The organism is Crossiella sp. CA-258035, assembly GCF_030064675.1.
Lineage (GTDB): Bacteria > Actinomycetota > Actinomycetes > Mycobacteriales > Pseudonocardiaceae > Crossiella.
In genome coordinates this window covers 2,274,702-2,297,023 of record NZ_CP116413.1, presented here as the reverse complement: position 1 = coordinate 2,297,023, position 22,322 = coordinate 2,274,702, and the positions used below count along the sequence as shown (strand labels likewise).

24 protein-coding genes are annotated in these 22,322 nt (G+C 71.9%); 16 read left to right on the top strand and 8 right to left on the bottom strand.

The window, feature by feature from the left end; genetic code table 11:
- Positions 1–68: 68 nt before the first annotated feature.
- From N8J89_RS11110 to N8J89_RS11055, 12 genes are all read left to right on the top strand, one after another.
- Positions 69–830: a pyrimidine reductase family protein gene (locus N8J89_RS11110; RefSeq protein WP_283664247.1), complete on the top strand. Its 762-nt coding sequence runs from the start codon at positions 69–71 to the stop codon at positions 828–830.
- A complete protein-coding gene (locus tag N8J89_RS11105) occupies positions 827–1,369 on the top strand; it encodes an RNA polymerase sigma factor (RefSeq protein WP_283664246.1) in 543 nt (180 codons plus the stop codon). The genes N8J89_RS11110 and N8J89_RS11105 overlap by 4 nt, the downstream gene beginning before the upstream one ends.
- Positions 1,366–1,953: an anti-sigma factor family protein gene (locus N8J89_RS11100; RefSeq protein WP_283664245.1), complete on the top strand. Its 588-nt coding sequence runs from the start codon at positions 1,366–1,368 to the stop codon at positions 1,951–1,953. Before N8J89_RS11105 ends, N8J89_RS11100 begins: the two co-directional genes overlap by 4 nt.
- 92 nt (positions 1,954–2,045) lie before the next feature.
- Positions 2,046–2,510 (top strand): Asp23/Gls24 family envelope stress response protein, encoded by a 465-nt coding sequence (locus N8J89_RS11095; RefSeq protein WP_283664244.1) that lies wholly within the window; start codon positions 2,046–2,048, stop codon positions 2,508–2,510.
- On the top strand, positions 2,510–2,797 hold the full coding sequence (locus N8J89_RS11090; protein WP_252479003.1) for a hypothetical protein: 288 nt from the start codon (positions 2,510–2,512) through the stop codon (positions 2,795–2,797). Before N8J89_RS11095 ends, N8J89_RS11090 begins: the two co-directional genes overlap by 1 nt.
- 3 nt (positions 2,798–2,800) lie before the next feature.
- Positions 2,801–3,070: a hypothetical protein gene (locus N8J89_RS11085; protein WP_283664243.1), complete on the top strand. Its 270-nt coding sequence runs from the start codon at positions 2,801–2,803 to the stop codon at positions 3,068–3,070.
- 14 nt (positions 3,071–3,084) lie between these two features.
- Positions 3,085–3,264 (top strand): hypothetical protein, encoded by a 180-nt coding sequence (locus N8J89_RS11080; protein WP_283664242.1) that lies wholly within the window; start codon positions 3,085–3,087, stop codon positions 3,262–3,264.
- Positions 3,261–3,614 carry an Asp23/Gls24 family envelope stress response protein gene (locus tag N8J89_RS11075; RefSeq protein WP_283664241.1) on the top strand — a complete coding sequence of 118 codons (354 nt, stop codon included), beginning with the start codon at positions 3,261–3,263 and terminating at the stop codon, positions 3,612–3,614. The genes N8J89_RS11080 and N8J89_RS11075 overlap by 4 nt, the downstream gene beginning before the upstream one ends.
- A 4-nt stretch (positions 3,615–3,618) precedes the next feature.
- On the top strand, positions 3,619–4,152 hold the full coding sequence (locus N8J89_RS11070; protein ID WP_283664240.1) for a DUF6286 domain-containing protein: 534 nt from the start codon (positions 3,619–3,621) through the stop codon (positions 4,150–4,152).
- The gene (locus tag N8J89_RS11065; protein WP_283664239.1) at positions 4,149–4,745 is read left to right on the top strand and encodes an alkaline shock response membrane anchor protein AmaP; all 597 of its coding nucleotides are present in this window, start codon (positions 4,149–4,151) and stop codon (positions 4,743–4,745) included. The genes N8J89_RS11070 and N8J89_RS11065 overlap by 4 nt, the downstream gene beginning before the upstream one ends.
- A gap of 40 nt (positions 4,746–4,785) precedes the next feature.
- Positions 4,786–5,874, top strand: coding sequence for an ATP-dependent DNA ligase (locus N8J89_RS11060; protein WP_283664238.1), 1,089 nt, complete (start codon positions 4,786–4,788; stop codon positions 5,872–5,874).
- Positions 5,875–5,990: 116 nt separating this feature from the next.
- The gene (locus N8J89_RS11055; RefSeq protein WP_283664237.1) at positions 5,991–7,553 is read left to right on the top strand and encodes an alpha/beta hydrolase; all 1,563 of its coding nucleotides are present in this window, start codon (positions 5,991–5,993) and stop codon (positions 7,551–7,553) included.
- A gap of 848 nt (positions 7,554–8,401) precedes the next feature.
- Here the strand turns inward: N8J89_RS11055 and meaB are convergent.
- The 3 genes from meaB to mutA are packed head-to-tail and all read right to left on the bottom strand — an operon-like array spanning position 8,402 to position 13,442.
- A complete protein-coding gene (gene meaB, locus N8J89_RS11050; RefSeq protein ID WP_283664236.1) occupies positions 8,402–9,394 on the bottom strand; it encodes a methylmalonyl Co-A mutase-associated GTPase MeaB in 993 nt (330 codons plus the stop codon).
- Entirely contained in the window at positions 9,394–11,604 is a 2,211-nt protein-coding gene (gene scpA, locus N8J89_RS11045; RefSeq protein WP_283664235.1) for a methylmalonyl-CoA mutase, read from the bottom strand. Before scpA ends, meaB begins: the two co-directional genes overlap by 1 nt.
- Positions 11,604–13,442: a methylmalonyl-CoA mutase small subunit gene (mutA, locus tag N8J89_RS11040; RefSeq protein WP_283664234.1), complete on the bottom strand. Its 1,839-nt coding sequence runs from the start codon at positions 13,440–13,442 to the stop codon at positions 11,604–11,606. The genes scpA and mutA overlap by 1 nt, the downstream gene beginning before the upstream one ends.
- Before the next feature lie 225 nt (positions 13,443–13,667).
- Here mutA and N8J89_RS11035 point away from each other — a divergent pair, with 225 nt between their 5' ends.
- Together N8J89_RS11035 and N8J89_RS11030 are read left to right on the top strand one after the other, a co-directional pair.
- Positions 13,668–15,956 (top strand): glycosyl hydrolase family 95 catalytic domain-containing protein, encoded by a 2,289-nt coding sequence (locus N8J89_RS11035; protein WP_283664233.1) that lies wholly within the window; start codon positions 13,668–13,670, stop codon positions 15,954–15,956.
- A gap of 9 nt (positions 15,957–15,965) precedes the next feature.
- On the top strand, positions 15,966–16,433 hold the full coding sequence (locus tag N8J89_RS11030) for an ATP-binding protein (RefSeq protein WP_283664232.1): 468 nt from the start codon (positions 15,966–15,968) through the stop codon (positions 16,431–16,433).
- On the opposite strand, the gene N8J89_RS11025 is transcribed toward N8J89_RS11030, so the two are convergent.
- Entirely contained in the window at positions 16,426–16,902 is a 477-nt protein-coding gene (locus tag N8J89_RS11025) for a GNAT family N-acetyltransferase (protein ID WP_283664231.1), read from the bottom strand. The genes N8J89_RS11030 and N8J89_RS11025 overlap by 8 nt on opposite strands.
- A gap of 23 nt (positions 16,903–16,925) precedes the next feature.
- Positions 16,926–18,362 carry an alpha/beta hydrolase gene (locus N8J89_RS11020; protein ID WP_283664230.1) on the bottom strand — a complete coding sequence of 479 codons (1,437 nt, stop codon included), beginning with the start codon at positions 18,360–18,362 and terminating at the stop codon, positions 16,926–16,928.
- A gap of 168 nt (positions 18,363–18,530) precedes the next feature.
- Between N8J89_RS11020 and N8J89_RS11015 the strand changes: the two genes are divergently transcribed.
- Both N8J89_RS11015 and ald read left to right on the top strand, forming a co-directional pair.
- A complete protein-coding gene (locus N8J89_RS11015; protein WP_283664229.1) occupies positions 18,531–19,181 on the top strand; it encodes an FMN-binding negative transcriptional regulator in 651 nt (216 codons plus the stop codon).
- Between the two features lie 91 nt (positions 19,182–19,272).
- Positions 19,273–20,391: an alanine dehydrogenase gene (gene ald / locus N8J89_RS11010; protein WP_283664228.1), complete on the top strand. Its 1,119-nt coding sequence runs from the start codon at positions 19,273–19,275 to the stop codon at positions 20,389–20,391.
- 31 nt (positions 20,392–20,422) lie between these two features.
- On the opposite strand, the gene N8J89_RS11005 is transcribed toward ald, so the two are convergent.
- The 3 genes from N8J89_RS11005 to N8J89_RS10995 all read right to left on the bottom strand — a co-directional run bounded on the left by N8J89_RS11005 (position 20,423) and on the right by N8J89_RS10995 (position 22,316).
- The gene (locus N8J89_RS11005; RefSeq protein WP_283664227.1) at positions 20,423–21,388 is read right to left on the bottom strand and encodes an MBL fold metallo-hydrolase; all 966 of its coding nucleotides are present in this window, start codon (positions 21,386–21,388) and stop codon (positions 20,423–20,425) included.
- 93 nt (positions 21,389–21,481) lie between these two features.
- Entirely contained in the window at positions 21,482–22,006 is a 525-nt protein-coding gene (locus N8J89_RS11000) for a hypothetical protein (RefSeq protein ID WP_283664226.1), read from the bottom strand.
- A complete protein-coding gene (locus N8J89_RS10995) occupies positions 21,999–22,316 on the bottom strand; it encodes a hypothetical protein (RefSeq protein WP_283664225.1) in 318 nt (105 codons plus the stop codon). The genes N8J89_RS11000 and N8J89_RS10995 overlap by 8 nt, the downstream gene beginning before the upstream one ends.
- Positions 22,317–22,322 lie beyond the last annotated feature (6 nt).

The following is a 22,322-nucleotide window of genomic DNA, read 5'->3' as shown; positions in this document are numbered from 1 at the left end:
ACATCGTGACCTGGCCGCCCGCGCCGCCCGGCGAGCGGACCGAGGGGTTCCCGTGCTCAGATAGAGGCGTGGACTGGCTCTGGCCCTCGAACTCCCCCGCCGTCAGCACGCCCGCCGACGAGAGCGGGCTCGAAGCGCGCTACGCCTACCCGGACGGGCTGACCCGGCCCTGGCTGCGGGTCAACTTCGTGTCCAGTGTGGACGGTGCGGTGACCGTGGAAGGGCGCTCGCGAGGGCTGTCCACCGAGCTGGACAAGGAGATCTTCCTGCTGTCCAGAGACCTGGCCGACGTGATCCTGGTCGGGCTGCGCACCGCGGTGATCGAGGGCTACGCGGGTGCCAAGCCTGGTGCCGAGCGGCGGGCCCGCCGGGCCAGGCACGGGCTGTCCGCGGCGCCGCCGATCGCGCTGGTCACCACCACCTGCGCGCTGGACCCGGAGTCCGCGCTGCTGACCGACACCAGGGTGCCCCCGATCGTGTTCACCTGTTCGAACGCCCCCGCCGAGCGCCGGGCGGCGCTGACCGCGGCGGGCGCGGAGGTGGTGCTCACCGGCGAGGCGAGCGTGGACCTGGCCGTGGTGCTCGGCGAGCTGGACCGGCGTGGCATGCGCCGGATCGACTGCGAGGGCGGGCCCACCCTGTTCGGCTCGCTGATCGCCGCCGACCTGGTGGACGAGGTGTGCCTGACCGTCTCCCCGCTGCTGACCTCCGGCGACGCCACCCGGATCGCGCACGGCGCGCACCCGGACGCGCCCCGGCCGCTGCGCCTGGACTCGGTGCTGCACGAGGACGGCGCGCTGTTCCTGCGCTACCTGCGGGACCAACCGTGACCAGGGCCGACACCGACCTGCTCGCCGCGGCGGCGCGCGGGGACGACTCGGCCTTCGACGACCTGGTGCGGCGGCACACCAGCCGGATGTACCGGATCGCGGTGCGCATCGTGGGCGATGCGGCCGAGGCCGAGGACGTGGTGCAGGAGGCCTGGGTGTCGGCCTGGCGCGGGCTGGGCCGCTTCCGCGGCGAGGCCGCGCCGACCACCTGGCTGTTCCGGGTGGTCACCAACACCGCACTGGCCCACCTGCGCAAACGGCGGCCGACCGTGCCGCTGGAGGACACCCTCGAGCCCGCCATGACCGATGTCGCCGCCGACCCGGAACGGGCCGCGCTGCGCAGCGAGCAGGCCGGCCTGGTGCTGCGCGCGATCGCCACCCTGGAACCCAGCCAGCGGGTGCCGCTGGTGCTGCGTGAGCTGGAGGAACTCAGCTACGAGGAGGTCGCCGAGGTACTGGATGTGCCGGTGCCGACGTTGCGCTCCCGGCTCTACCGCGCCAGGGTGGCTCTGCTCGCCAAGTTGGAGGAACTGCGATGACCGGAGCGAACGCGGCCCTGCCGTGCGGCCGTCTGCGCGGTGACCTCCTGGCGCTGGTCGTCGACGGCGAGCTGGAGCCTGCCGACGCCGAGCTGGCCGGGCACGCCCGCGACTGCCCGCACTGCCAGACCGAGCTGGGCGCGCTGGACGGCCGCTGGGGCGCGGTGCGCGCCGCGGCCAAGGCCCCGGTGCCGATCCCGGACGGACTGGCCGCGCGGATGCTGGCCGGGGTGCGCGGGCTGCGCGGGGTGTTCTCCGCCGCGGACGCCGAGCTGGACCAGGGCGAGGGCAGGCTGACCGTGTCCGCGCGGGCGGTGCTCACGCTGGCCCGCCAGTTCGCGGTGGACGCCGTGCACGAGCTGCCGGGGGTGCACCTGCGCGGGCTCACCGGCGACGGCGCCGCGATCACCGTGTCGGTGTCGGTGCGCTACGGCGTGGCCGCGGACCTCGTCGCCCAGCGGCTGCGGCAGGACCTGCGCGCCCGGCTGGCCGGATCGCTGGCGGAGGCCGCGCCGGAGGTCATCGTGGAGGTGGGTGACGTGCTGCCGCCCCGACCGGGTATCGGACTTCCCCAGTTCGAGTGACAAACCGCGATGCGGTGGAGCCACGGGGCATCCGAACCGATGTCAGGTGAAGGACGAACACCTGACGTCGAGATCGATGCGAAGGAGTCCCCATGGCGCAGTCCACCACCACCGAGTCCGTGCCCGTCGCCCGCGGCGGCAACACCCCGGCCCGGTTGGCCGATGACACCTCGCAGGGCAAGACCACCATCTCCGCCTCGGTGGTGCAGAAGATCGCCGGCATCTCCGCCCGGGAGATCTCCGGGGTGCACGCGATGGGCGGCGGGGTCTCCAGGGCCTTCGGCGCGCTTCGCGAGCGCATCCCCGGCGGCGGCACCTCCGCCACCTCCGGCGTGCAGGTCGAAGTGGGTGAGAAGCAGGCCGCGATCGACCTGGACATCGTGGTCGAGTACGGCGCGTCCATTGTGGACCTGGCCAAGGCCGTGCGCCGCAACGTGATCACCGCTGTCGAGCGGATGACCGGCCTCGAGGTGATCGAGGTCAACATCGCGGTCAACGACATCAAGCTGCCCAGTGAGGACGACGAGGACAGCGAGACCAACACCAGGGTCGAATGATGACGGCCGAACTGGCGGACCGGATCGCCCAGGTCGTGCTGACCCACCCGAGCGTGGTGTCGCTGCACGGCGGCGCGTACGGGCAGGTGCTCTCGTACCTGCCCGGCCGCAAGGTGATCGGGGTGCGCAGCACCGGGGACGGCGAACCGGTGGAGGTCGGCGTGGTGCTGCGCTTCGGCGAACCGCTGCCGGAGGTGGTCACCGAGCTGCGCCAGCGGGTGCGGCAGGTGACCGGCGCGGTGCCGGTGGACATCACCGTGGTCGACGTGGTGGAGCCCGGCGAGTAGCCGATGGTGGACACGGGCGGCGAGCCCCCGGCGGACCGGGCGGCCTTCCGCGAGTACGTCCGGCGGCACCACCCCGATGTCGGCGGCGACCCGGCGGCCTTCGCCGCCGCGGTGGCGGCCTACCGGCGGCGGCAGGCCGAAGCTGAGTCCGAAGTGGACGACCGGTTCGACGCGCCGGTGGAGATTGTGGCGACACCACGGGGAATCCGCGGGATCGCCACCCGGATCGGCCGGTGGCGGGCGAAACGCAGGCGCCCGCCCCGGGTGAACTAAGGAGTGGGTTCGACGTGAACAGCACCCAGACCGGCCTGCTGGCCGGGCTCGTCCTCGGCGCGGCAGGCGCCCTCGGCGGGTTCACCGCTTTCCTGATCACCGTGCTCGTCGGCGCCATCGGCCTGGTCGTGGGCAAGGTGCTCGACGGCGAGCTGGACCTCGGCGAGCTGCTCGGACGTGGGAAGGACCGGTGAGCCAGCCCGATCCGGCGGACCGCGGCGGGCTGAGCATCGACCCCGGCGTGCTGCGCAAGGTGGTCGAGCACAGCGCGGACGGGGTGCCCGGCACCCTGCGCGTGCCCCGGAAGCTGGCCGGGGTCGGGATCGGCGAGCAGGGCGCCAGCGCCCGGCTCACCCTCTCCGGCAAGGACATCGACGTGCGGCTGGACCTGGCGCTGCGCTACCCGGCCCCGGTCCGGTCCACTGTGGACGCGGTCCGGGTGGCGGTCAGCGACGAGGTCGAACGGATCACCGGGTACCGGGTGCGGGTGGTGGACGTGACCGTCTCCGCGCTGCTGCCGGAGACCCGGCCGAGGGTGGAGTGACGTGATGCGGCTGATCGTGCGACTGCTGTCGACCCTGCTGGGACTGGCGCTGGCGGCCGCGGGCGCGCTGCTCGCGGTGGAGTTCGCCTGGGCCGCCTGGAAACCCGGCGAGCACGTGCTGGTGCCCTGGCGGGACTGGGCCGCGGCGCTGGGTTCGGTGGACTGGACCGCGACGGTGACCAGGCTGGTGGCCGGTGGGCTGCTGCTGCTCGGGCTGGTGCTGCTGTGGGTGGCCACCGGCGCGCGGCGGCGCGATGTCCGGCTGGCCGCGCCGGCGCCGGAGGTCACCGTGACCACCTCGCCGCGTTCGCTGGCCCGGCTGGTGGGCACCAGGGTCCGCGCCGAGGACGGGGTCAGCTCGGCCAGCGTGACCGCCTCGGTGGCCAAGGTCCGGGTGCGCGCGGCCAGCCGGTTGCTGGCCAAGAACGAGCTGCGGCCCAGGGTGCTCGAGGTGACCAGGACCGTGGTGACCGATCTGCCGCTGCCGCGCACGCCCAAGGTGTCCGTGGTGGTGGCTTCGCCGAAGGAGCGCCGATGAGCACCCGATCCACGGCCGCGGTGGCCCGTTCCGCCCGCGCCGAACGTGTCCTGACCGGTGGGGCCGGTGTGCTGGCGATGCTGCTCGGCGCCGGCGCGCTGGTGCTCGGCTCCGGGTGGCTGGGCGCGGGGCGGGCGGCCCGGCCGGTGCTGGATCCGATGATCAGGGACTGGCTGCTCGCGCACCGGCCCTGGGTGCTCGGCGTCGGTATCGCGCTCGGGCTGCTGGTGCTGGTGCTGGGCCTGCGCTGGGTGGTGCGCTCACTGCGCCCGGAGACCCGGCCCGACCTGCGGCTGGACGGGTTCGGCCGGAGCCGGGTGATGATCACTTCCAGCGCGTTCGCCGAGGCGGTGCGGGCGGACGCGGCCGGGGTGGACGGGGTCAGCCGGGCGCACGCGCGGCTGGTGGGCAGCGTGGAGCGGCCCGCGCTGCGGCTGTCGCTGTGGCTGGCCGAGGGCACCGATGTGCGCGCGGTGTGGCAGCAGCTGGACGAGACCGTGCTGAGCCGGGCGCGGGCCTGTCTCGGGGTGGAGACGCTGCCGACCGCGGTGCGGCTGGAGCTGGACAGCGCCCGCCGTCAACGGGTCCGGTGAACGGCTGCGGAACCGGCCGCGACCAGGCATGATGGCCCGCATGACGCTGCCGCTGACCCCGCCCGTCCAGCCGATGCTGGCCAGCCCGGTGGACGAGGTGCCCGACCGCGACGGCCTGCTGTTCGAGCCGAAGTGGGACGGGTTCCGCTGCGTGGTCTTCCGTGACGGCGACTCGGTGTTCCTGCAGTCCCGCTCCGGCAAGGACCTGGCCAGGTACTTCCCGGAGGCGGTGGAGTTCCTGCGCGCCGGGCTGCCGGACCGGGTGGTCATCGACGGTGAGCTGGTGGTCGAGGTGGACGGCGAGCTGGACTTCGACGCGCTGACCGAGCGGATCCACCCGGCGGCCAGCCGGATCACCCTGCTGGCCGCGCAGCACCCGGCCCGGTTCATCGCCTTCGACCTGCTCGCGCACGGTGACGAGACGCTGCTGGAGCTGCCGTTCACCGAGCGGCGGGCCCGGCTGGAGAAGCTGTTCGAGCAGGTCAGCGGCGATCGGGTGCACCTGACCCCGGCCACGGCCGAGATCGCCACCGCCCGCGAGTGGTTCACCCTGTTCGAGGGCGCGGGCCTGGACGGGCTGATCGCCAAACCGGCGGACGGGCCGTATGCGCCGGGCAAGCGCACCCTGTTGAAGATCAAGCACGCGCGCACCGCGGACTGCGTGCTGGCCGGGCTGCGCTGGCACGTCAAGACCGAGCCGGGCACCGCGGTCGGCTCGCTGCTGCTCGGGCTCTACGACGACAAGGGCGTGCTGCACCACGTCGGCGTGATCGGCTCCTTCCCGGCGGCCAAGCGCAAGGCCCTGGTCGAGGAGCTGGCCGAACTGCGTGAAGGCGCCGAGGACAACCACCCCTGGCTGACCGGCGAGACCGACGGCCAGCGGCTGCCCGGCGCGATCAACCGCTGGCGCAGCAACGAGCAGAGCTGGCTGCCGCTGCGCCCGGAGCGGGTGGTGGAGATCGCCTACACCCAGACCGAGGGCGGTTTCCCGGCCCGGCTGCGCCACAACGGCCTGTTCCTGCGCTGGCGCCCGGACCGCGAACCGGACTCCTGCCGCTACGACCAGCTCGACCAGCCCGCCAAGTACGACCTCGACTCCGTCCTGGGCGGCGAGGTCAAACCCGCCTGACCCACCGAGTGTTGGCCGATCTCGTACGGTGTGTTGGCCGGTGCGCGTTCACCCTGGCCTCACCCCGGCCGTGCGAAGCTGCGGTCAGCCTGTCACCGGACCCGGGGAGATCATCAGTGCCGCGCCGTCGAGCCTCCATCAGCGTCGGCGCGATGGCCGTGGTGTCCGCACTGGTCCTGTCCGCCTGCGCGGTCGGGCCCTCGGACCGGCCAGCGGTCGCGCACGACGGCAGTGGCGCGGGTCCCGGCGGTCCGCCGCCGACCTCCGCCCCGGCCAGGCCGATCCCGCCGCTGACCGAGCCCAAGGACGTCGGACTGTCCTTTGTGGACTGCACGGACACGGTGAACCGCAAGCTGGGCAGTCCGAACAGTCTCCGGGTCGGCTGCGCGAAGCTGCCCACCACGCTGGACTCGCCGACCAGGCCGGGCCGCGGCAACACCCGGATCCAGCTGACCAAGGTCGGCGAGGGCAAGCACCCGCTGGTGGTGCTCAACGACGCCATGGGCGAACCCGGTTCGCTGTACGCGGTGCGGCTGGCCGCGCAGCTGCCCAAGGAGATCCTGGACGTCTTCCACCTGATCGGCGTGGACCGGCGCGGCACCGGCGACTCCGACGCGGTGCGCTGCGTGAACCAGCCCTCCCGCAGCGCGATGGTCGGCTTCGACCCGGCGGTCACCGACGCCGGCGCCCTCGGCGAGCTGCTGGAGACCACCAGGGACGCCGCCCAGGAGTGCATGCTGGACCTGGACGAGCAACTGGGCGCCTTCGACACCGCGCGCACCGCCAACGACATGAACGCCCTGCGCGAGGCACTGGGCGTGCCCCAGCTGAACGCGGTCGCCCGCGGCGACGCCTCCCGGGTGCTGACCGTCTTCGCCGAGCGCTACCGGGACGAGGTGGGCCGCTTCATCCTGGACGGCTCCCCCGACCCCACGGTCGACGCGGTGGGTCAGGCCGAAGCCCGCGCCAGCGGCCTCAAGGACGCCTTCGCCGCCTTCACCGCCGACTGCGCCACCCGGGGCTGCCCCCTGGGCGCCACCCCAGACCAGGTGGTCAACGACCTGGTGGCCAAACTCCGCGGCCAACCCCTGCGCGGCCCCCGGATCACCTTCCAGTCCGGCACCGCCCTGCGCGCCGTCGCCGCGGGCCTGGCCGACCGCCCCCGCTGGCCGGAGCTCGCCGAGGCCATCACCAAGGCCCGCGACGGCGACGCCACCGGCCTGGAATCCTTCGTGCTCCCACTGTGGAACGGCCCCGACCGCGACATGATCCGCCTGGACGGCGGCCTGGTCACCACCTGCAACGACACCACGACCAGGGTCGACCCGGCGCGCGCGGCCACCCTGGCCCAGGAGTGGACGGCGAAGTACCCGATCTTCGGCGCACTGAGCGCCCACGAGCTGGCCTGGTGCATGCCCTGGCCGGTACCCGCCCAGCCCCTGCCCGTCCCCCGCGCGCCGGAAGCGCCGCCGATGTTGGTGCTGGGCACGGAAAAGGACGCGGTGACCCCGTTGGCGGGCACCACCAAGACGGCCGAGGCACTGTCCACGGCGGTGCAGGTCAACTGGCAGGGCGCGGGCCACGGCGCGTTCGCCCGGTCCAGCTGCGTCAACGAGGCGAGCAGGCTGTACCTGGTCGAGGGCAAGGCCCCGACAAACGGAACGGTGTGCCCCCCGTGACCGGGAAGGCACACCGTTCGGCTCGTGAGTGAGTTCAGCAGTTGGGACAGCAGTTGTCCCCGCAGCCGGTGCACTTGGCGCAACAACCACAACCTGCCATAGCAGCCTCCGATGATCGCATGCTGTGCCTGCCCAACTACGGTAAGCAACTTTCCTGTTCAGTTCGTACCGCCACCAGCGTGACGGCTGCGCACAAAACGGTGACGTTTCTGCATGCCAACACCAGCGCAAATCCGGGTGAAAACCCACAAAGTGGGCCTCTCGTCTTCTCCGTACGGCCTGGAGACCGCGCACCGCATCCCCGCCAGCGGACGCTCACAGCAACCGCCGCCAAAGCCTCGGAACGTGACGGCGGCCGCTGGTGGGGATGTGGTTCGCTGTCGGAAGGTCGTGCGGAGAAGACGAGAGGACCGCGAGCACGCTGGGTCTTGAGTCGGCAACACAGACTCCGCCCCGCAACCTGCTCAACCGGCTTTTGACTTGTCACACCCCTCCGGTGGTCTGCCCGTCCGGCGAGGACATTCTTTTGCTTTTGATCTTAGGTTTTCAAGCAAGAGCGACAGTCAAGAGCGTCCTCGCCGGACGGGCAGAGATCAAAGCATGGGGGGAAAATCAAAGTCAAAGGCCAAGACGCAGGCAGGTCTTGAGGTTCCCCATGCCCGTCAACCTTCCGAAATCAAACCACATCCCAGCGAGCAGCCGCCGTCACGTGGCGTGGCCTTGGCGGCGGTTGCTGTGAGCGTCTGCTCGCTGGGATGTGGTGTGATGTCTCCAGGTTGACGGGCATGGGGAACCTCAAGACTTCGGGCAAGTTTTCGAAAAGCCAGCCCGTCGCTGGTCCTTAATCGCTAGCCCTTGCCCTGTTGGAAGGTGTCCAGGATTCGTTGTGCTGCTTGGGCTGGGGTCACTGTGCCCTCGGCTACCTGCTTCGTCAGCGCCGGTCCCAGCTCTCGTACCCCGGGGTGGCTGTGCAGCTCGTGCAGCAACCTGTCGTGCACCATCGCCCAGGTCCAGCCCAGCAACTGGTTGCGGCGCTTGGCGTCCAGCTCGCCTGCGGCGTCGAGTTGGTCGCGGTGGCGGGTCACTTGGGCCCAGACTTCCGCGATGCCTTCGTCGTCGCGGGCGCTGCACGTGAGGACCGGGGTGTCCCAGGTGGCGTCTGCCGAGCGGAGCAGGCGCAATGCGCCCGCCAGTTCCCGGGCGGCGCGGGCGGCTTCCTTGGCGTGATCGCCGTCGGCTTTGTTGACGGCGATCACGTCGGCCAGTTCCAGGACGCCCTTCTTTATTCCCTGCAACTGGTCTCCGGTGCGGGCCAGGGTGAGCAGGAGGAAGGTGTCGACCATGTCGGCGACGGTCACCTCGGACTGGCCTACGCCGACCGTTTCCACCAGGACCACGTCGTAGCCCGCCGCCTCCATTACCACGATGGTTTCGCGGGTTGCTTTTGCCACTCCGCCAAGGGTTCCGGCGGTGGGGCTGGGGCGGACGAAGGCGTTGGGGTCTGCTGACAGGCGGGTCATCCTGGTTTTGTCGCCCAGAATGCTGCCGCCGCTCTTGGTGGAGGACGGGTCCACCGCCAGGACCGCTACCCGGTGGCCTTCGGCGGTGAGGCGGCTGCCCAGGGTGTCGATGAAGGTGGACTTGCCCGCGCCGGGGACGCCGGTGATGCCGATGCGGCGTGCTTTGCCGGCGTGGGGTTGTAGTTCGGCCAACAGGTTCTGGGCGGTGGTGCGGTGGTCGGCTCTTCTGGACTCGACCAGGGTGACCGCGCGGGCGACCCAGGACCGGTCGCCCGCGAGCACTCCCTCGGCGTACGTGCCGACGTCGATGTTGCCGCGCATCAGCCCTGCTGGTCGGTCAGGACCTTCAGCAGGTCCAGGGCGGCCTCGGCGATCACGGTGCCGGGCGGGAAGATCGCGGTGGCGCCGGCGGCGCGCAGCTCGTCGAAGTCCTGGGGCGGGATCACGCCGCCGACCACGATGAGGATGTCCTCGCGGCCCTGGGACTCCAGCTCCTGGCGCAGGGCGGGCACCAGGGTGAGGTGACCGGCGGCGAGGCTGGAGACGCCGACGATGTGCACGTCGGCCTCGATGGCCTGGCGGGCCACCTCGGCCGGGGTCTGGAACAGCGGGCCCACGTCCACGTCGAAGCCCAGGTCGGCGAAGGCGGTGGCGATGACCTTCTGGCCGCGGTCGTGGCCGTCCTGGCCCATCTTGGCCACCAGGATTCTCGGCCTGCGGCCCTCGGCCTCCTCGAAGGCCTCGGCGGCCCTGCGGGTGCGTTCGATGTTGCTCACCGCACCGGCCTCCTCCCGGTAGACCCCGGAGATCACCCTGATCTGGCCGGAGTGACGGCCGTAGACCTTCTCCAGCGCGTCGGAGATCTCGCCGACGGTGGCCTTGGCGCGGGCCGCGTTGATGGCCAGCGCCAACAGGTTCCGGTCCAGGCCGGACTCGCGGCGGCCGTTGGCGGCGTCGTCGGCGGCCTTGGTCAGAGCGTCCAAAGTGGACTGAGTCGCTGCGCTGTCCCGCTCCTCGCGCAGGCGGCGCAGCTTCTCCACCTGCTGGGCGTACACGCCCGCGTTGTCCACCTTGAGCACGTCGATGGCCTCGTCCGCGGTGACCCGGTACTTGTTCACCCCGATCACCGGCTGCCGACCGGAGTCGATGCGCGCCTGGGTGCGGGCCGCGGCCTCCTCCACGCGCAGCTTCGGGATGCCCTCGTCGATGGCCTTGGCCATCCCGCCCGCGGCCTCGACCTCCTCGATGTGGCTCCACGCGCGGCGGGCCAGGTCGTAGGTGAGGCGCTCCACGTAGTTGCTGCCGCCCCACGGGTCGATCACCCGCGTGGTGCCCGACTCCTGTTGCAGCAGCAGCTGGGTGTTGCGGGCGATGCGCGCGGAGAAGTCGGTGGGCAGCGCCAGCGCCTCGTCCAAGGCGTTGGTGTGCAAGGACTGCGTGTGCCCCTGGGTGGCGGCCATCGCCTCCACACACGTGCGCACCACGTTGTTGAACACGTCCTGCGCGGTCAGCGACCAGCCCGAGGTCTGCGAATGTGTGCGCAGCGACAGCGACTTGGCGTTCTTGGGGTCGAACTGCTTGACCAGCTTCGCCCACAGCAGGCGGGCCGCGCGCAGCTTGGCGACCTCCATGAAGAAGTTCATGCCGATCGCCCAGAAGAAGCTCAGCCGGGGGGCGAAGGCGTCGATGTCCAGGCCCGCGTCCCGGCCGGCCCGCAGGTACTCCACGCCGTCGGCCAGGGTGTAGGCCAGCTCCAGGTCGGCGGTGGCCCCGGCCTCCTGGATGTGGTAGCCGGAGATGGAGATCGAGTTGTACCGGGGCATCTTCTGCGAGGTGAAGGAGAAGATGTCGGAGATGATCTGCATCGAGGGCTGCGGCGGGTAGATGTAGGTGTTGCGGACCATGAACTCCTTGAGGATGTCGTTCTGGATGGTCCCGGCCAGCTGCTCCGGCGCCACCCCCTGCTCCTCGGCGGCCACGATGTAGAGCGCCAGCACCGGCAGCACCGCGCCGTTCATGGTCATCGACACGCTCATCTTGTCCAGCGGGATGCCGTCGAAGAGCTGCCGCATGTCGTAGATCGAGTCGATCGCCACGCCCGCCATGCCGACGTCACCGGGCACCCGCGGGTGGTCGCTGTCGTAGCCGCGGTGCGTGGGCAGGTCGAAGGCCACCGACAGGCCCTTCTGCCCGGCGGCCAGGTTGCGGCGGTAGAAGGCGTTGGACTCCGCGGCGGTGGAGAAACCCGCGTACTGGCGGATGGTCCACGGCTGGTTGACGTACATGGTCGGGTACGGCCCGCGCAGGTACGGCGCGATACCCGGGTAGGTGCCCAGGAAGTCCAGGCCCTCGGTGTCCGCGGCGGTGTAGAGCGGGTTGACCGTGATGCCTTCCGGCGTCTCCCACACCAGGTTCTCGGCGTCCTTGCCGGTGGCCTCGGTGAGCGCGGAGCGCCAGCTCGCCGGGTCCGCGGCGGCGGCCGGGACGCCCAGGTCGACCTGGCCGAAGTCGGGGATCAGGTTGCGCGGCATCAGAAAGCCACCCCCAGGTCGGTGAGCGTGCGGCGGAGGACACCGAGTGCGTCGCATCCGGCGAAGAGGTAGTCGTCGATGCCCACGGCCTGGTCCCCGGGCTTGCCCGCCAGCCAGATCCATTGCGCGCCTGCGGCTTTCAGCGCCTCGGCGACCGGGGCGGCGTGCTCGGCGTAGCTCTTGTCGCTGCCGCACAGGCACACCACGCTCGCGCCGCTGTCCTTGAACGCGGCCGCGATCGCCGCCGGGTCGGCGCCGGGGCCGCTGTCCGGGGTGGCGATACCGCCTGCCTGGAACAGGTTCGCGGCGAAGGTGGCGCGCGCGGTGTAGGAAGCCACCGAGCCCAGCGTGGCCAGGAAGACCGTGGGTCGCTGCGGGGCCTGGTCCGAGGCGGTGCGCAGGTCCTCGAACTCCTGGGCGTACCGGACCCTGGGCAGCCCGCCGGTGGGCGGGGCCGGGTTGGGCGTGCGGACCGGCAGCTTCTCGGTCAGGTTCGGGAACTCGCTGACCCCGGTGATCGCGTCCTTGCGGTGCGCGATCCGCTTGGCGCGCTTGGCCTGGGTGGCCGCCAGCCGCTGCTCGACCATCCCGTCGGCCAGCGCCGCCTCGAAGCCACCTGCCCGTTCGATCTCGGTGAAGAAGGCCCAGGCGGCCTGCGCCAGGTCCTCGGTGAGCCGCTCCACGTAGTAGGAACCGCCAGCCGGGTCGATCACCCTGGCCACGTGCGACTCCTCCACCAGCAGCGCCTGGGTGTTGCGCGCGATCCGCCTGGCGAAGTCGTCCGGCAGGCCAAGGCAGGCGTCGAAGGGTTGCACGGTGACGGAGTCCGCGCCGCCCACGCCCGCGCCGAAGCAGGCCAGCGTGGTGCGCAGCATGTTCACCCACGGGTCGCGGGCGGTCATCATCGCCGAGGAGGTCACCGCGTGCTGCCGCTGCGCGGGCGCGCTCGCCTGGCAGACCTCGCCGACCCTGGCCCACAGCCGCCGGGCGGCGCGGAACTTGGCGATGGTGAGGAACTGGTCGGCGGTGGCGGCGTAGCGGAACTCCAGCTGCGCGAAGGCGGCGTCGACGTCCAGCCCGGCCTCGGTCAGCGCGCGCAGGTAGGCGGTGGCCACCGCGAGCGAGGCACCCAGCTCCTCGGCGTCCGAGCCGCCCGCGTCGTGGAAGACGGTGCCGTCCACGGTCAATGTGCGCAGCCTCGGGTACTTCGCGGCGACCCTGGCGGCCAGCGCGGCGGCGGCCCCGAGGTCGGTGTCCGCGCCGGTGCGGGCGCGCAGGCCGAGCGGGTCGGCGCCCAGGTTGCCGGAGAGCTCGCCGTCGGGCACCCCGCGCTCGGCGGCCAGCGCGAACAGCGCCTCGGCCGCGGCCTCGGTGTCCGGGCCCGCATCCAGCACGATCGCGGCCAGGTCCAGGTACACCCCGTCCAGCACCCCGGGCAGGGCCTCGATCGGCAGCGCGTCCCCGCCGAGGGTCAGCCAGAGCGAGCTGACGCCGTTCTCCAGGTCCGCCAGCACCGCCTCGCGGCTGGTGGCCGGATCGGGGTGGCTGTGCCGCTGGCGGACGTCCCAGCCACCCGGAACCGCGCCCTCCGGCTTGCTGCCCCTGGTGTACGGCGCGAGACCGGGCAGGCCGGTCTCGGCGGCCGCGTCCTCGCGGGTGTAGAGCGGGTTGACGGTGATGCCGTCGTACGTCGTGCGGGAGAGCCTGGTTTCCGGGAACTCCGGCAGCTCGGTCGCGCCGGACTTGCGGAGCACGCCCGCGACCAGCTCCCGCCACTGCCCCAGCTCTGGCTGCGGGAACTCCGCGGCCAGGGTGAGCTGCTCGCCAGGCAAAGTCATGCAGCGGATCGTAGCCAGGATGCGCGCTCAGAAACCCTTAGTCGTGGCCCGACCCACCCCTAACTTTTCCAGTCATCCGATGACTGGGGTGTCGTTCAAGTCCGTGAACTGGGAATACCCCAAACGAATCACACCAAAGTCCAGGTAAACATCGTATGATTCGCCCCCATGTCACCCCTTTCCAGGCGACGTTTCCTACACCGTGGTTCGGCCGCCGCCGGACTCGTGACTCTCGGCGCTGGCTGGACCACCGCCGCGACCACCGCGTGGGCCGAACCCTCCGCCGAGGCGTTCGGACCCAAGAACGTGCACCGCGACATCGCGCGGGACGCCCGCATGCTCTGGCGCAAGCTGCCCACCAGCTGGCAGGACGCGCCCTTCCTGGCCAACGGTTTCCTCGGCGTGCAGGTCTACCGCGGCGCCGGCGCCAACGAGCTGCGGTTCATGCTCAGCCACAGCGAGGTGCAGGACCAGCGGCCCCAGTGGGAGGCCGCGGTCGGCCTGTCCCGGCTGCCGATCGGCTACCTGACCCTCACCCTGGCCGGCACCGTCACCGCGGTCGACTGGCAGCTGGACCTGTGGGACGCCGAGCTCTCCGGCACGGTCACCACCACCGCGGGCAGCCTGAGCTTCCGCGCGCTGGTGCACAACGACCGGGGCGTGCTGCTGGTCTCGCTGAGCCCGAACGCCGGTGAGGAGGCGGCCGCGTGGGGCTTCACCGCGATGCCGTCCAAGACCACCCGCCAGATCCGGATCCCACCGGACTACACCGCCAACCCGGACCCGCGCACCGGCAGCTCGGCCGGAGTGTCCTATGTGGAGCAACCACTGCACGCAGGGGGTGGCTACACCACCGCCTGGCAGGAGAAGCGTATCGGCACCAGGCGGCTGCTGGCGGCCACCGTGGCCTACGGGTTTCCACAGTCCACCTCCACCGGGGACGCGGTCACCGCGGTCCGGCACGCCCAGCTGGCCGGACTGGACCCGCTGGTCTTCGCCCATCGCGCGTGGTGGCACCGGTTCCACTCCAGGAGCCTGGTCTCGGTGCCGGACAAGTGGGTGCAGCGCTTCTACTGGATCCAGCTGTACAAGATGGCCTGCGCCACCAGGGAGAACGCGCCGGTCACCAGCGAGTGGGGCCCGTGGTTCCCCGAGGGCGGCGGCAGCTGGACCGCGGTGTGGTGGAACCTCAACGTGCAGATCACCTATCCGTTCGCCGGCATCGCCAACCACCCCGAGCTGGACGCGGTGACGCAGACCTTCCGCAAGCACCACAAGAACCTCGAGTTCTCGGTGCCGCCGGAACTGCGCGACGGCCAGACCTACGCGCTGGCCCACCCCGGCGACCGCACCCTGCGCTCCGGCGGACCGAAGCTCGGCGCGCAGATCCCGGGCAACGCCACCGTCGGCCGCCCCGGCACCTCCACCAAGACCGACCAGACCGGCAACCTGATCTGGGGCCTGCACAACGTCTGGCTCAGCTACCGGCACAGCATGGACCGCCGGATCCAGCGGGACGTGCTGTACCCGTTGCTGCGCAAGGCGCTCAACTTCTACCTGCACTTCCTCAAGCCGGGCGCGGACGGCCTGCTGCACCTGCCGCTGACCCGCTCGCCGGAGTTCGCCGACGCGGTGGACGCCACCTACGACCTGTCCCTGATCCGCTGGGCCGCCCGCACCCTCCTGGACACCACCACCGAGCTGCGCATCGACGACCCGCTGGCCCCGCGCTGGCGGGAGGTGCTGGCCAAGCTGGTGCCCTACCACCGCAACGAGCAGGGCGTGCTGATCGGCGAGAACGTGACCCTGCACGGCTCGCACCGGCACTTCTCGCACATGCTCTGGTTCCACCCCTTGCGCGAGGTCAACTGGGAGACCGGCGACCGCGACCTGATCCGCCGCACCTACGACCAGTGGAGCAAGGACCGCTCCGCCTGGGCCGGGTACAGCTACCCGGCGGCGGCGATGATGTGCGCGCTGATGGGTGAGGCGGACACCGCGCTCGGCCACATCCGGCACCTGCTGGACGGCAACGTGATCGGCATCGCCAAGCTGACGCCGAACACGATGTACGTGGAGGGCAACAACCTCGCGCTGGAAAGCCCGCTGTCGGCGGCCGAGTCGGTGCTGCACCTGTTGCTGGACAGCGGTGGCGGCGTGGTCAAGGTCTTCCCCGCGGTGCCCTCGACCTGGCGGGAGGCCGCCATCGACGGCCTGCGCGCCCAGGGCGCGTTCGTGGTGGACGCCTCCCGGCGGGACGGGGCCACCGAGTGGGTCCGGGTGCACAGCGAGGCGGGCGAACCCCTTGAGCTGGAACACGGCATCCCCGACGAGATCCAGGTCCGCTCCGAGCTGGGCCTGCCGCTGCGCTGGCGGCAGACCGGCCCCGGCCGGATCTCGGTCACGCTGCGCCGGGGCCAGACCGCGGTGGTGACCCGCCGCGGCCACCACCCCGACCTGCGCCCGCGCGACGTCCCGGCCAACGCCGCCGCGCCGCAGTGGGGGCTGCCCTAGGTTGACCAGGTGACCAGGGTTCTGCTCACCGGCATGTCCGGCACCGGCAAGTCGACCACCCTGTCCGCACTCGCCGAGCTCGGGCACCGGGTGGTCGACACCGACACCGACGAGTGGAGCCACTGGGTCACCGACGCCGAGGGCGAGCCGGACTGGATCTGGCGCGAGCAGGCCATCACCGACCTGCTGACCGGCCACGGAGAGGGCAGCCTCTTCGTGGCCGGTTGCAAGACCAACCAGGTCGACTTCTACCCGCTGTTCGACCACGTCGTGCTGCTCAGCGCACCGGCGGAGGTGCTGCTGGCGCGGATCGCGGCGCGCGTGGACAACCCCTACGGCAAGGACCCGGCCGAGCGGGCCGCGATCCTGGCCAACCTGGAGCTGGTCGAGCCGCTGCTCCGGGAGTCGGCGACCCTGGAGATCGACACCAGCGCGCCGGTGGCTGAGGTGGTGCGGCGGCTGGTCGCGCTCACCTGACCATCACCAGCTCCACCCAGCCGCCCTTGTCCACCAGCCGGTCGTCGGCGAACCCGTGCCGCCGGTACAGCGCGGCCGCGCTCGTGTTGTCCGCCATGACGTTCAGCGTCGCCCTGGTCGCACCGCGCTGCTCGGCCCAGTGCAGCGCGACCCGGATCAGCTCGTCGCCGACCCCGCGCCCCCTGGCGAACGGCGCGACCCACATCGAGCGCAGCTTGACCGTCGCCTGTCCGGTCCGGGTCGCGCTGACCATCCCGGCGTCCCGGCCGGCCAGCACGGCCACCAGGTTCAGGTCGGCCTCGGCCAACCGGTCCCGCCAGCGTTCGGCCGGCGCGTCTGCCCAGTCGGCCAGCTTGGTGCCGAACGCGGCCGGCGCTTCGGCCAGCGCGGCCAGGCGCAGGTCCCGCCACCGTGCCCAGTCCCGGGTGCTCAGCGCGGTCAGCCCGATCATGTCTCCGACTCTCTCCATCAGCCGGTGTCCCGGCAACCGGTTTACTTGCAGCGCAGGCCTTCCGGCGGCAGTGTGCCATCGACCAGGTACCTGGTCACCGGCCGATCGACGCAGGTTTTGCCCTCCAGGTAGACGGTGTGCTGGTCGCCCTCGAAGGTGACCAGGCGGGCCTTGAGCGCCTCGGCCAGCGCGATGCCCCAGTCGTGCGGGGTGGCCGGGTCGCCGGTGGTGGAAACCACCACGGCGGTGGGCGCGCCGTCGGCCTTGGGGCGGTGCGGTTCCATGGTGTTCGGCGCGGCCCAGAACGCGCACACGTCCAGCACCTCCACCTTGCTCCTGTCCTTGACCGGCGGCGCGTCCATGCAGTTGACCGCGGTGAGCGCGTTCTGGTTGCCGTCGTAGCTGCCGTCAGCGCGGCGGCCGTGGTACTCGTCGGCCACGGCGAGCATCTCGGTGCCGTCGCCCGCCTTGAGGCCCTCGATGGCCTCGGTCAGCCGCGGCCAGCTCTCCGAGTGGTACAGCAGGTGGTCGACGGCATCGGAGACGTCCTCGGCGGACAGCTTCCGGTCGCCGACCGGCAGTGGGCGCTTGCCCAGCGGTTCGATCAGGGCGTCCAGGCGCTGTCTGGCCCCGGCCGGGTCGTCGCCGACCGGGCAGGCCGCCCGTCCGGCGCAGTCCTTGGCGTAGCTGAGGAAGCTCTCCGCGAAGCCGTCGCCCTGCTCGGCGTGCTTGCCGGTCAGGCCGAAGTCGTCCGCGCCGTCCAGGACCAGCGCGCGCACCCTGGCCGGGAAGGTCTCGGCGTAGCCGGTGCCGATCTTGGTGCCGTAGGAGTAGCCGACGTAGGTCAGCTTCTCCTCGCCGAGGGCGGCGCGCAGCAGGTCCAGGTCGCGCACCACGTCCCTGGTGCCCAGGTGGGCCAGCTCGTCCCGGCCGGTGCGTTCGGCGCACCTGTCCGCGAGCTCCTTGTTCCTGGCCTCCTGCTCGGCCACGCCCTCCGGGGTGGACGAGTCGACGGGCTCCGCGCGCCGGGCGTCCTGTTCCGGGCCGGTCAGGCAGCGCAGCGCGGGCTCGGAGGCGCCGACGCCCCTGGGGTCGAAGCCGACCAGGTCGAACCGGGCCGCGACCTCGGCGTCCCGCTTGGCCAGCCTGCCGCCCAGTTCGGCCACCTCGGCCATGCCGGAGGCGCCGGGTCCGCCGAAGTTGAACACCAGCGAGCCGATCCGCCGGGCCGGGTCGGTGGCGCGCTGGCGGAGCAGGCCGATCTTGAGCTTGCGGCCGTCCGGCTTGTCGTGGTCCAGCGGGACCGCCAGCGCGGCGCAGTCCAGCGAGCGGCGGTCGAAGGCGGCCCTGCGCTCGGCGTCCCCCGCGAACGGCGCGCAGTCGCCCCAGGCCAGGCCGCCCGCGGCGACCGGCTGCGGTGTGGCGCAGGCCACGCAGGCCAGCGCCAGCAACACGATGACCGGGAAGCGTCTGTCCATATCGGACAGTCTCGGGACCCTGCCGGCCCGCGGGCAAGGGCTCGGCGGGGGCTCTCATCACATCCGCACAGGAGTCGCACAACTCCACCGGGTGAGCCCGGAATGGCCATCCGAACGGGCGACAGAGTGGACCTGTTGTGCCACCTGGGCACAGCGCACGCTGGCCTGGTGCTGATCCATCCCTGGGACACCGCCCGCTCCGACGAGGACTGGCGGGACCTGCTGACCCGGCACGACTTCGGCGAGCTCGTCGCGCCCGGCCGCGGCCGGGACCTGCCGGTGGTCGTGCCCACCCACTTCGCCTTCGCCGAGCCCGGCACGGTGTGGCTGCACCTGGCCCGCCCCAACCCGGTCTGGGCCGCGCTCACCGAGCACCCGCGCTGCCTGCTGGTGGTCACCGGCGAGGTCACCTACGTGCCCGCGGAGTGGAACGCCGCCGCCCCCGGCGCGGACCCGGCCCTCGGCGTGCCGACCTCCTACTACGCCACCGTGCAGCTGGAGTGCGATGTGCGGATCGAGGACGACCCGGCGGGCAAGGCGGCCATCCTGCGCAGGCAGCTCGCACACTTCGAGCCGGACGGCGGGCGCACGCCGGTCTCGGCCACCGAGGACCCGGACCGGCGGCTGCTGCCGGGCATCCGGGGCCTGGAGCTGACCGTCACCGGGGTGCGGGCGAAGTTCAAGTTCGGCGGCAACAAGCCACTCGAACAGCGGGAACGGATCGCGGCAAGATTTACCCAGCGTGCCGGGGCCGGGGACGCCGCCGTGGTGGACCGTCTGCTCCGTGCGGGTGACGATTGTCCGATCAGCACCAAGTGATCATGGAATGTTGTCCACGGATGCCAATGACTCACGCCACGGGGCGGTCTGACCATGGGTTTAGCCGCAGTCACCCACGAGGAGTCTTGCCATGAGGATCGGCGTTCCCCGCGAAGTGAAGAACCACGAGTACCGAGTCGCGATCACCCCGGCCGGTGTGCTCGAGCTGGTCCGTCATGGCCATGAGGTCTTCATCGAGCACGACGCGGGCGCCGGTTCGGCCATCGCGGACGCGGAGTACGTCGCGGCGGGCGCCAAGGTGCTGCCCACCGCGGACGAGGTGTGGGGCACCGCGGACATGGTGCTCAAGGTCAAGGAGCCCGTCGCCGAGGAGTACCACCGGATGCGCCCGGGGCAGGTGCTGTTCACCTACCTGCACCTGGCCGCCGACCGCGCCTGCACCGACGCGCTGCTGGAGCGCAAGGTCACCGGTGTCGCCTACGAGACCGTGCAGCTGCCCAACGGCGCGCTGCCGCTGCTCGCCCCGATGTCCGAGGTCGCCGGTCGCCTGGCCACCCAGGTCGGCGGCGAGACCCTGATGAAGTCCCGCGGCGGCCGCGGCGTGCTGCTGGGCGGCGTGCCCGGCGTGCACCCGGCCAAGGTCACCGTGCTGGGCGCGGGCGTCTCCGGCATGAACTCGATCGCGATCGCGGTCGGCATGGGCGCCGACGTCACCGTGCTCGACCTGTCGGTGGACAAGCTGCGCGCGGCCGACTCCTACTACCAGGGCCGCCTGACCACTGTGGTGTCCAACGCCTACGAGGTCGAGCGCGCGGTGCTGGACGCCGACCTGGTCATCGGCGCGGTGCTGGTGCCCGGCGCCAAGGCGCCCAAGCTGATCAGCAACGACCTGGTGAAGCGGATGAAGCCGGGCGCGGTGCTGGTGGACATCGCCATCGACCAGGGCGGCTGCTTCGAGGACTCCCGGCCGACCACGCACGCCGAGCCGACCTTCCCGGTGCACGACACCCAGTTCTACTGCGTGGCGAACATGCCGGGCGCGGTGCCGAGGACCTCGACCTTCGCGCTGACCAACGTGACCCTGCCGTACGCGATCGCGCTGGCCAACAAGGGCTGGCAGCGCGCGCTGAGCGAGGACAACTCGCTCGCCCTTGGCCTGAACACCCACGACGGCCTCCTGACCAACGCCGGTGTCGCCGAAGCGCACGACCTGCCGCTGACCGCCGTCGCCGACGTTCTGGCCAGCTGACCACTCAGCTCGGCTTGCTGGGCCCAGCTCCTTACCTTCCCTGGAGCTGGGCCCAGACTTCTTTGTCCCGCTCGGCGGTCCAGATCACCGGCCGGTCCACCCCGGAGAGCTCGTCCCACAGCCTGGCCACGTTGAACGGCAGGCAGTGCTCGAAGATCGACCAGCCGCCGTAGCGCGGCGCCAGCGCGGCGTGCGCCCCGTCGAATGCCTCCTTGAGGCTGCCGTGCCGCACGTGCACCGCGGCCACCTGGGCCTGCAACACCTGCAGGAAGTGCCGGGTCTGCGCGATCGCCGCGTCCACCGCGTCCCGTCCCCTGGCCACCGCGCCCCGCCCGCCTACCAGCACCTCGGCCCGCAACGCGGCCACAGTGTCCAAAGTGGACGATGACCAGTCCCGGTGGTAGGCGTCGCCGGTGTAGAGCGCGGCCTGCGACTCCACCAGGTCCCCGGCGAAGAGGATCCGCTGCCGGGGCAGCCAGGCCACCAGGTCGCCTTCGGTGTGCCCCCGGCCGCAGTAGCGCAGCTCCAGGTCGCCGCGGTCGCCGCCGAGCGGGATGGTCAGCCGGTCGGAGAAGGTGAGCGTGGGCCAGGTCAGGCCGGGGATCGACTCGGGCTCGGTGAACAGCCTGGGCATCCTGGCGAACTCCGAGGCCCAGTCCGCCTCCCCGCGCTCGGCGATCAGCGCCCTGGTGTGCTCGTGCGCCACGATCACCTGCGCGTCGAAGGCGCTCGCGCCGAGCACCCGCACCGCGTGGTAGTGGCTGAGCACCAGGTACCGCACGGGTTTGCCGGTGTGCTCGCGCAGCCGGTCCAGCCAGCCCCGTGCCGCCACCGGCGTGGCCATGGCCTCGAAGCAGACCAGGAAGTCCTCGCCCTCGATCGCCCCCACGTTGGGATCCCCGGCCGCGGTCAGCGCGTACACGCCATCACCGAGCACTTCCAGGGTCTGCTCCTTGGCCGCCAGATCGGCGGAAGAGGCGAACGGCTTGCCGGACATGCGAACCTCCCTGTTCTGCATCGGGCAGCAGCCTAAGGGAAGTGGTCCCTGCCCCGGTGTCCGCCAACGGGGCCCAGGTGGGCGCCCAGCTGCTCAGTCGTGGAACACCCGGTGCGGCGCGCGCAGCCGCGACCCGTCCGCCCAGCACAGCGCGTTCCGCTCCAGCCGGGGCGCCGCCTCACCGCTGCCCTGCCACAGCGGCTCGCAGGTCTCCGGCCCGCACCGCACCAGCGCCATCCGCCGCGCGGACCACACCGCCCACACCCCCTCCGGCGGGCGTGCCGCGTCGGCGAAGCGCACCGCGTGCGTGCCTGGCCTGGCCAGCACGGTCAGCACCCGGCCCCGGCCGAGCCGGAGCAGCAACAGCCTGCCCAGCCAGCCCAGCGCCAGCAGCAGCAGCTCCGCGAACCAGAAGAACACCGCGTACCAGCTCAGCGCCAGCAGCAGGTCGTCCGGCTCGGCGGGCAGGTCAGGGGTGCCCTCGCGGGACCACCGGGCCGACCCGTCCAGCCGCCGCCCGCGCACCCGGTAGCGGAGCTTCAGCCCGCCCAGCGGCGCGACCGACACCCGCTCCCCCCACTCGCCCTCCGCCCACTTCCGCACCTGCCACTCAGCCATCGAGCTCCCCCAGCCCCTTCGGCAACCGGACCTCCGCCCCGTCCGGCCACACCAGCAACCCATCGCCCCGCCACACCGGCACCGCCCCCGACCAGCGCCGTTCCACCCAGTCCCGGCCGACCAGCAACACCGCCATCCGGTTCGCCGACCACACCAGCCAGCGCTCCCCCGGCCCGTGCACCGCCGCCACGAACCGCGCCACCGCCGTGCCCGGCCCCGCCCGCCACCGGCACGCCACCCCGGTCACCTCGACCACCCGCACCGGCTCACACCAGCCCAGCGCCCACTCCCGCACCAACCGCTCGGTCACCCCAGC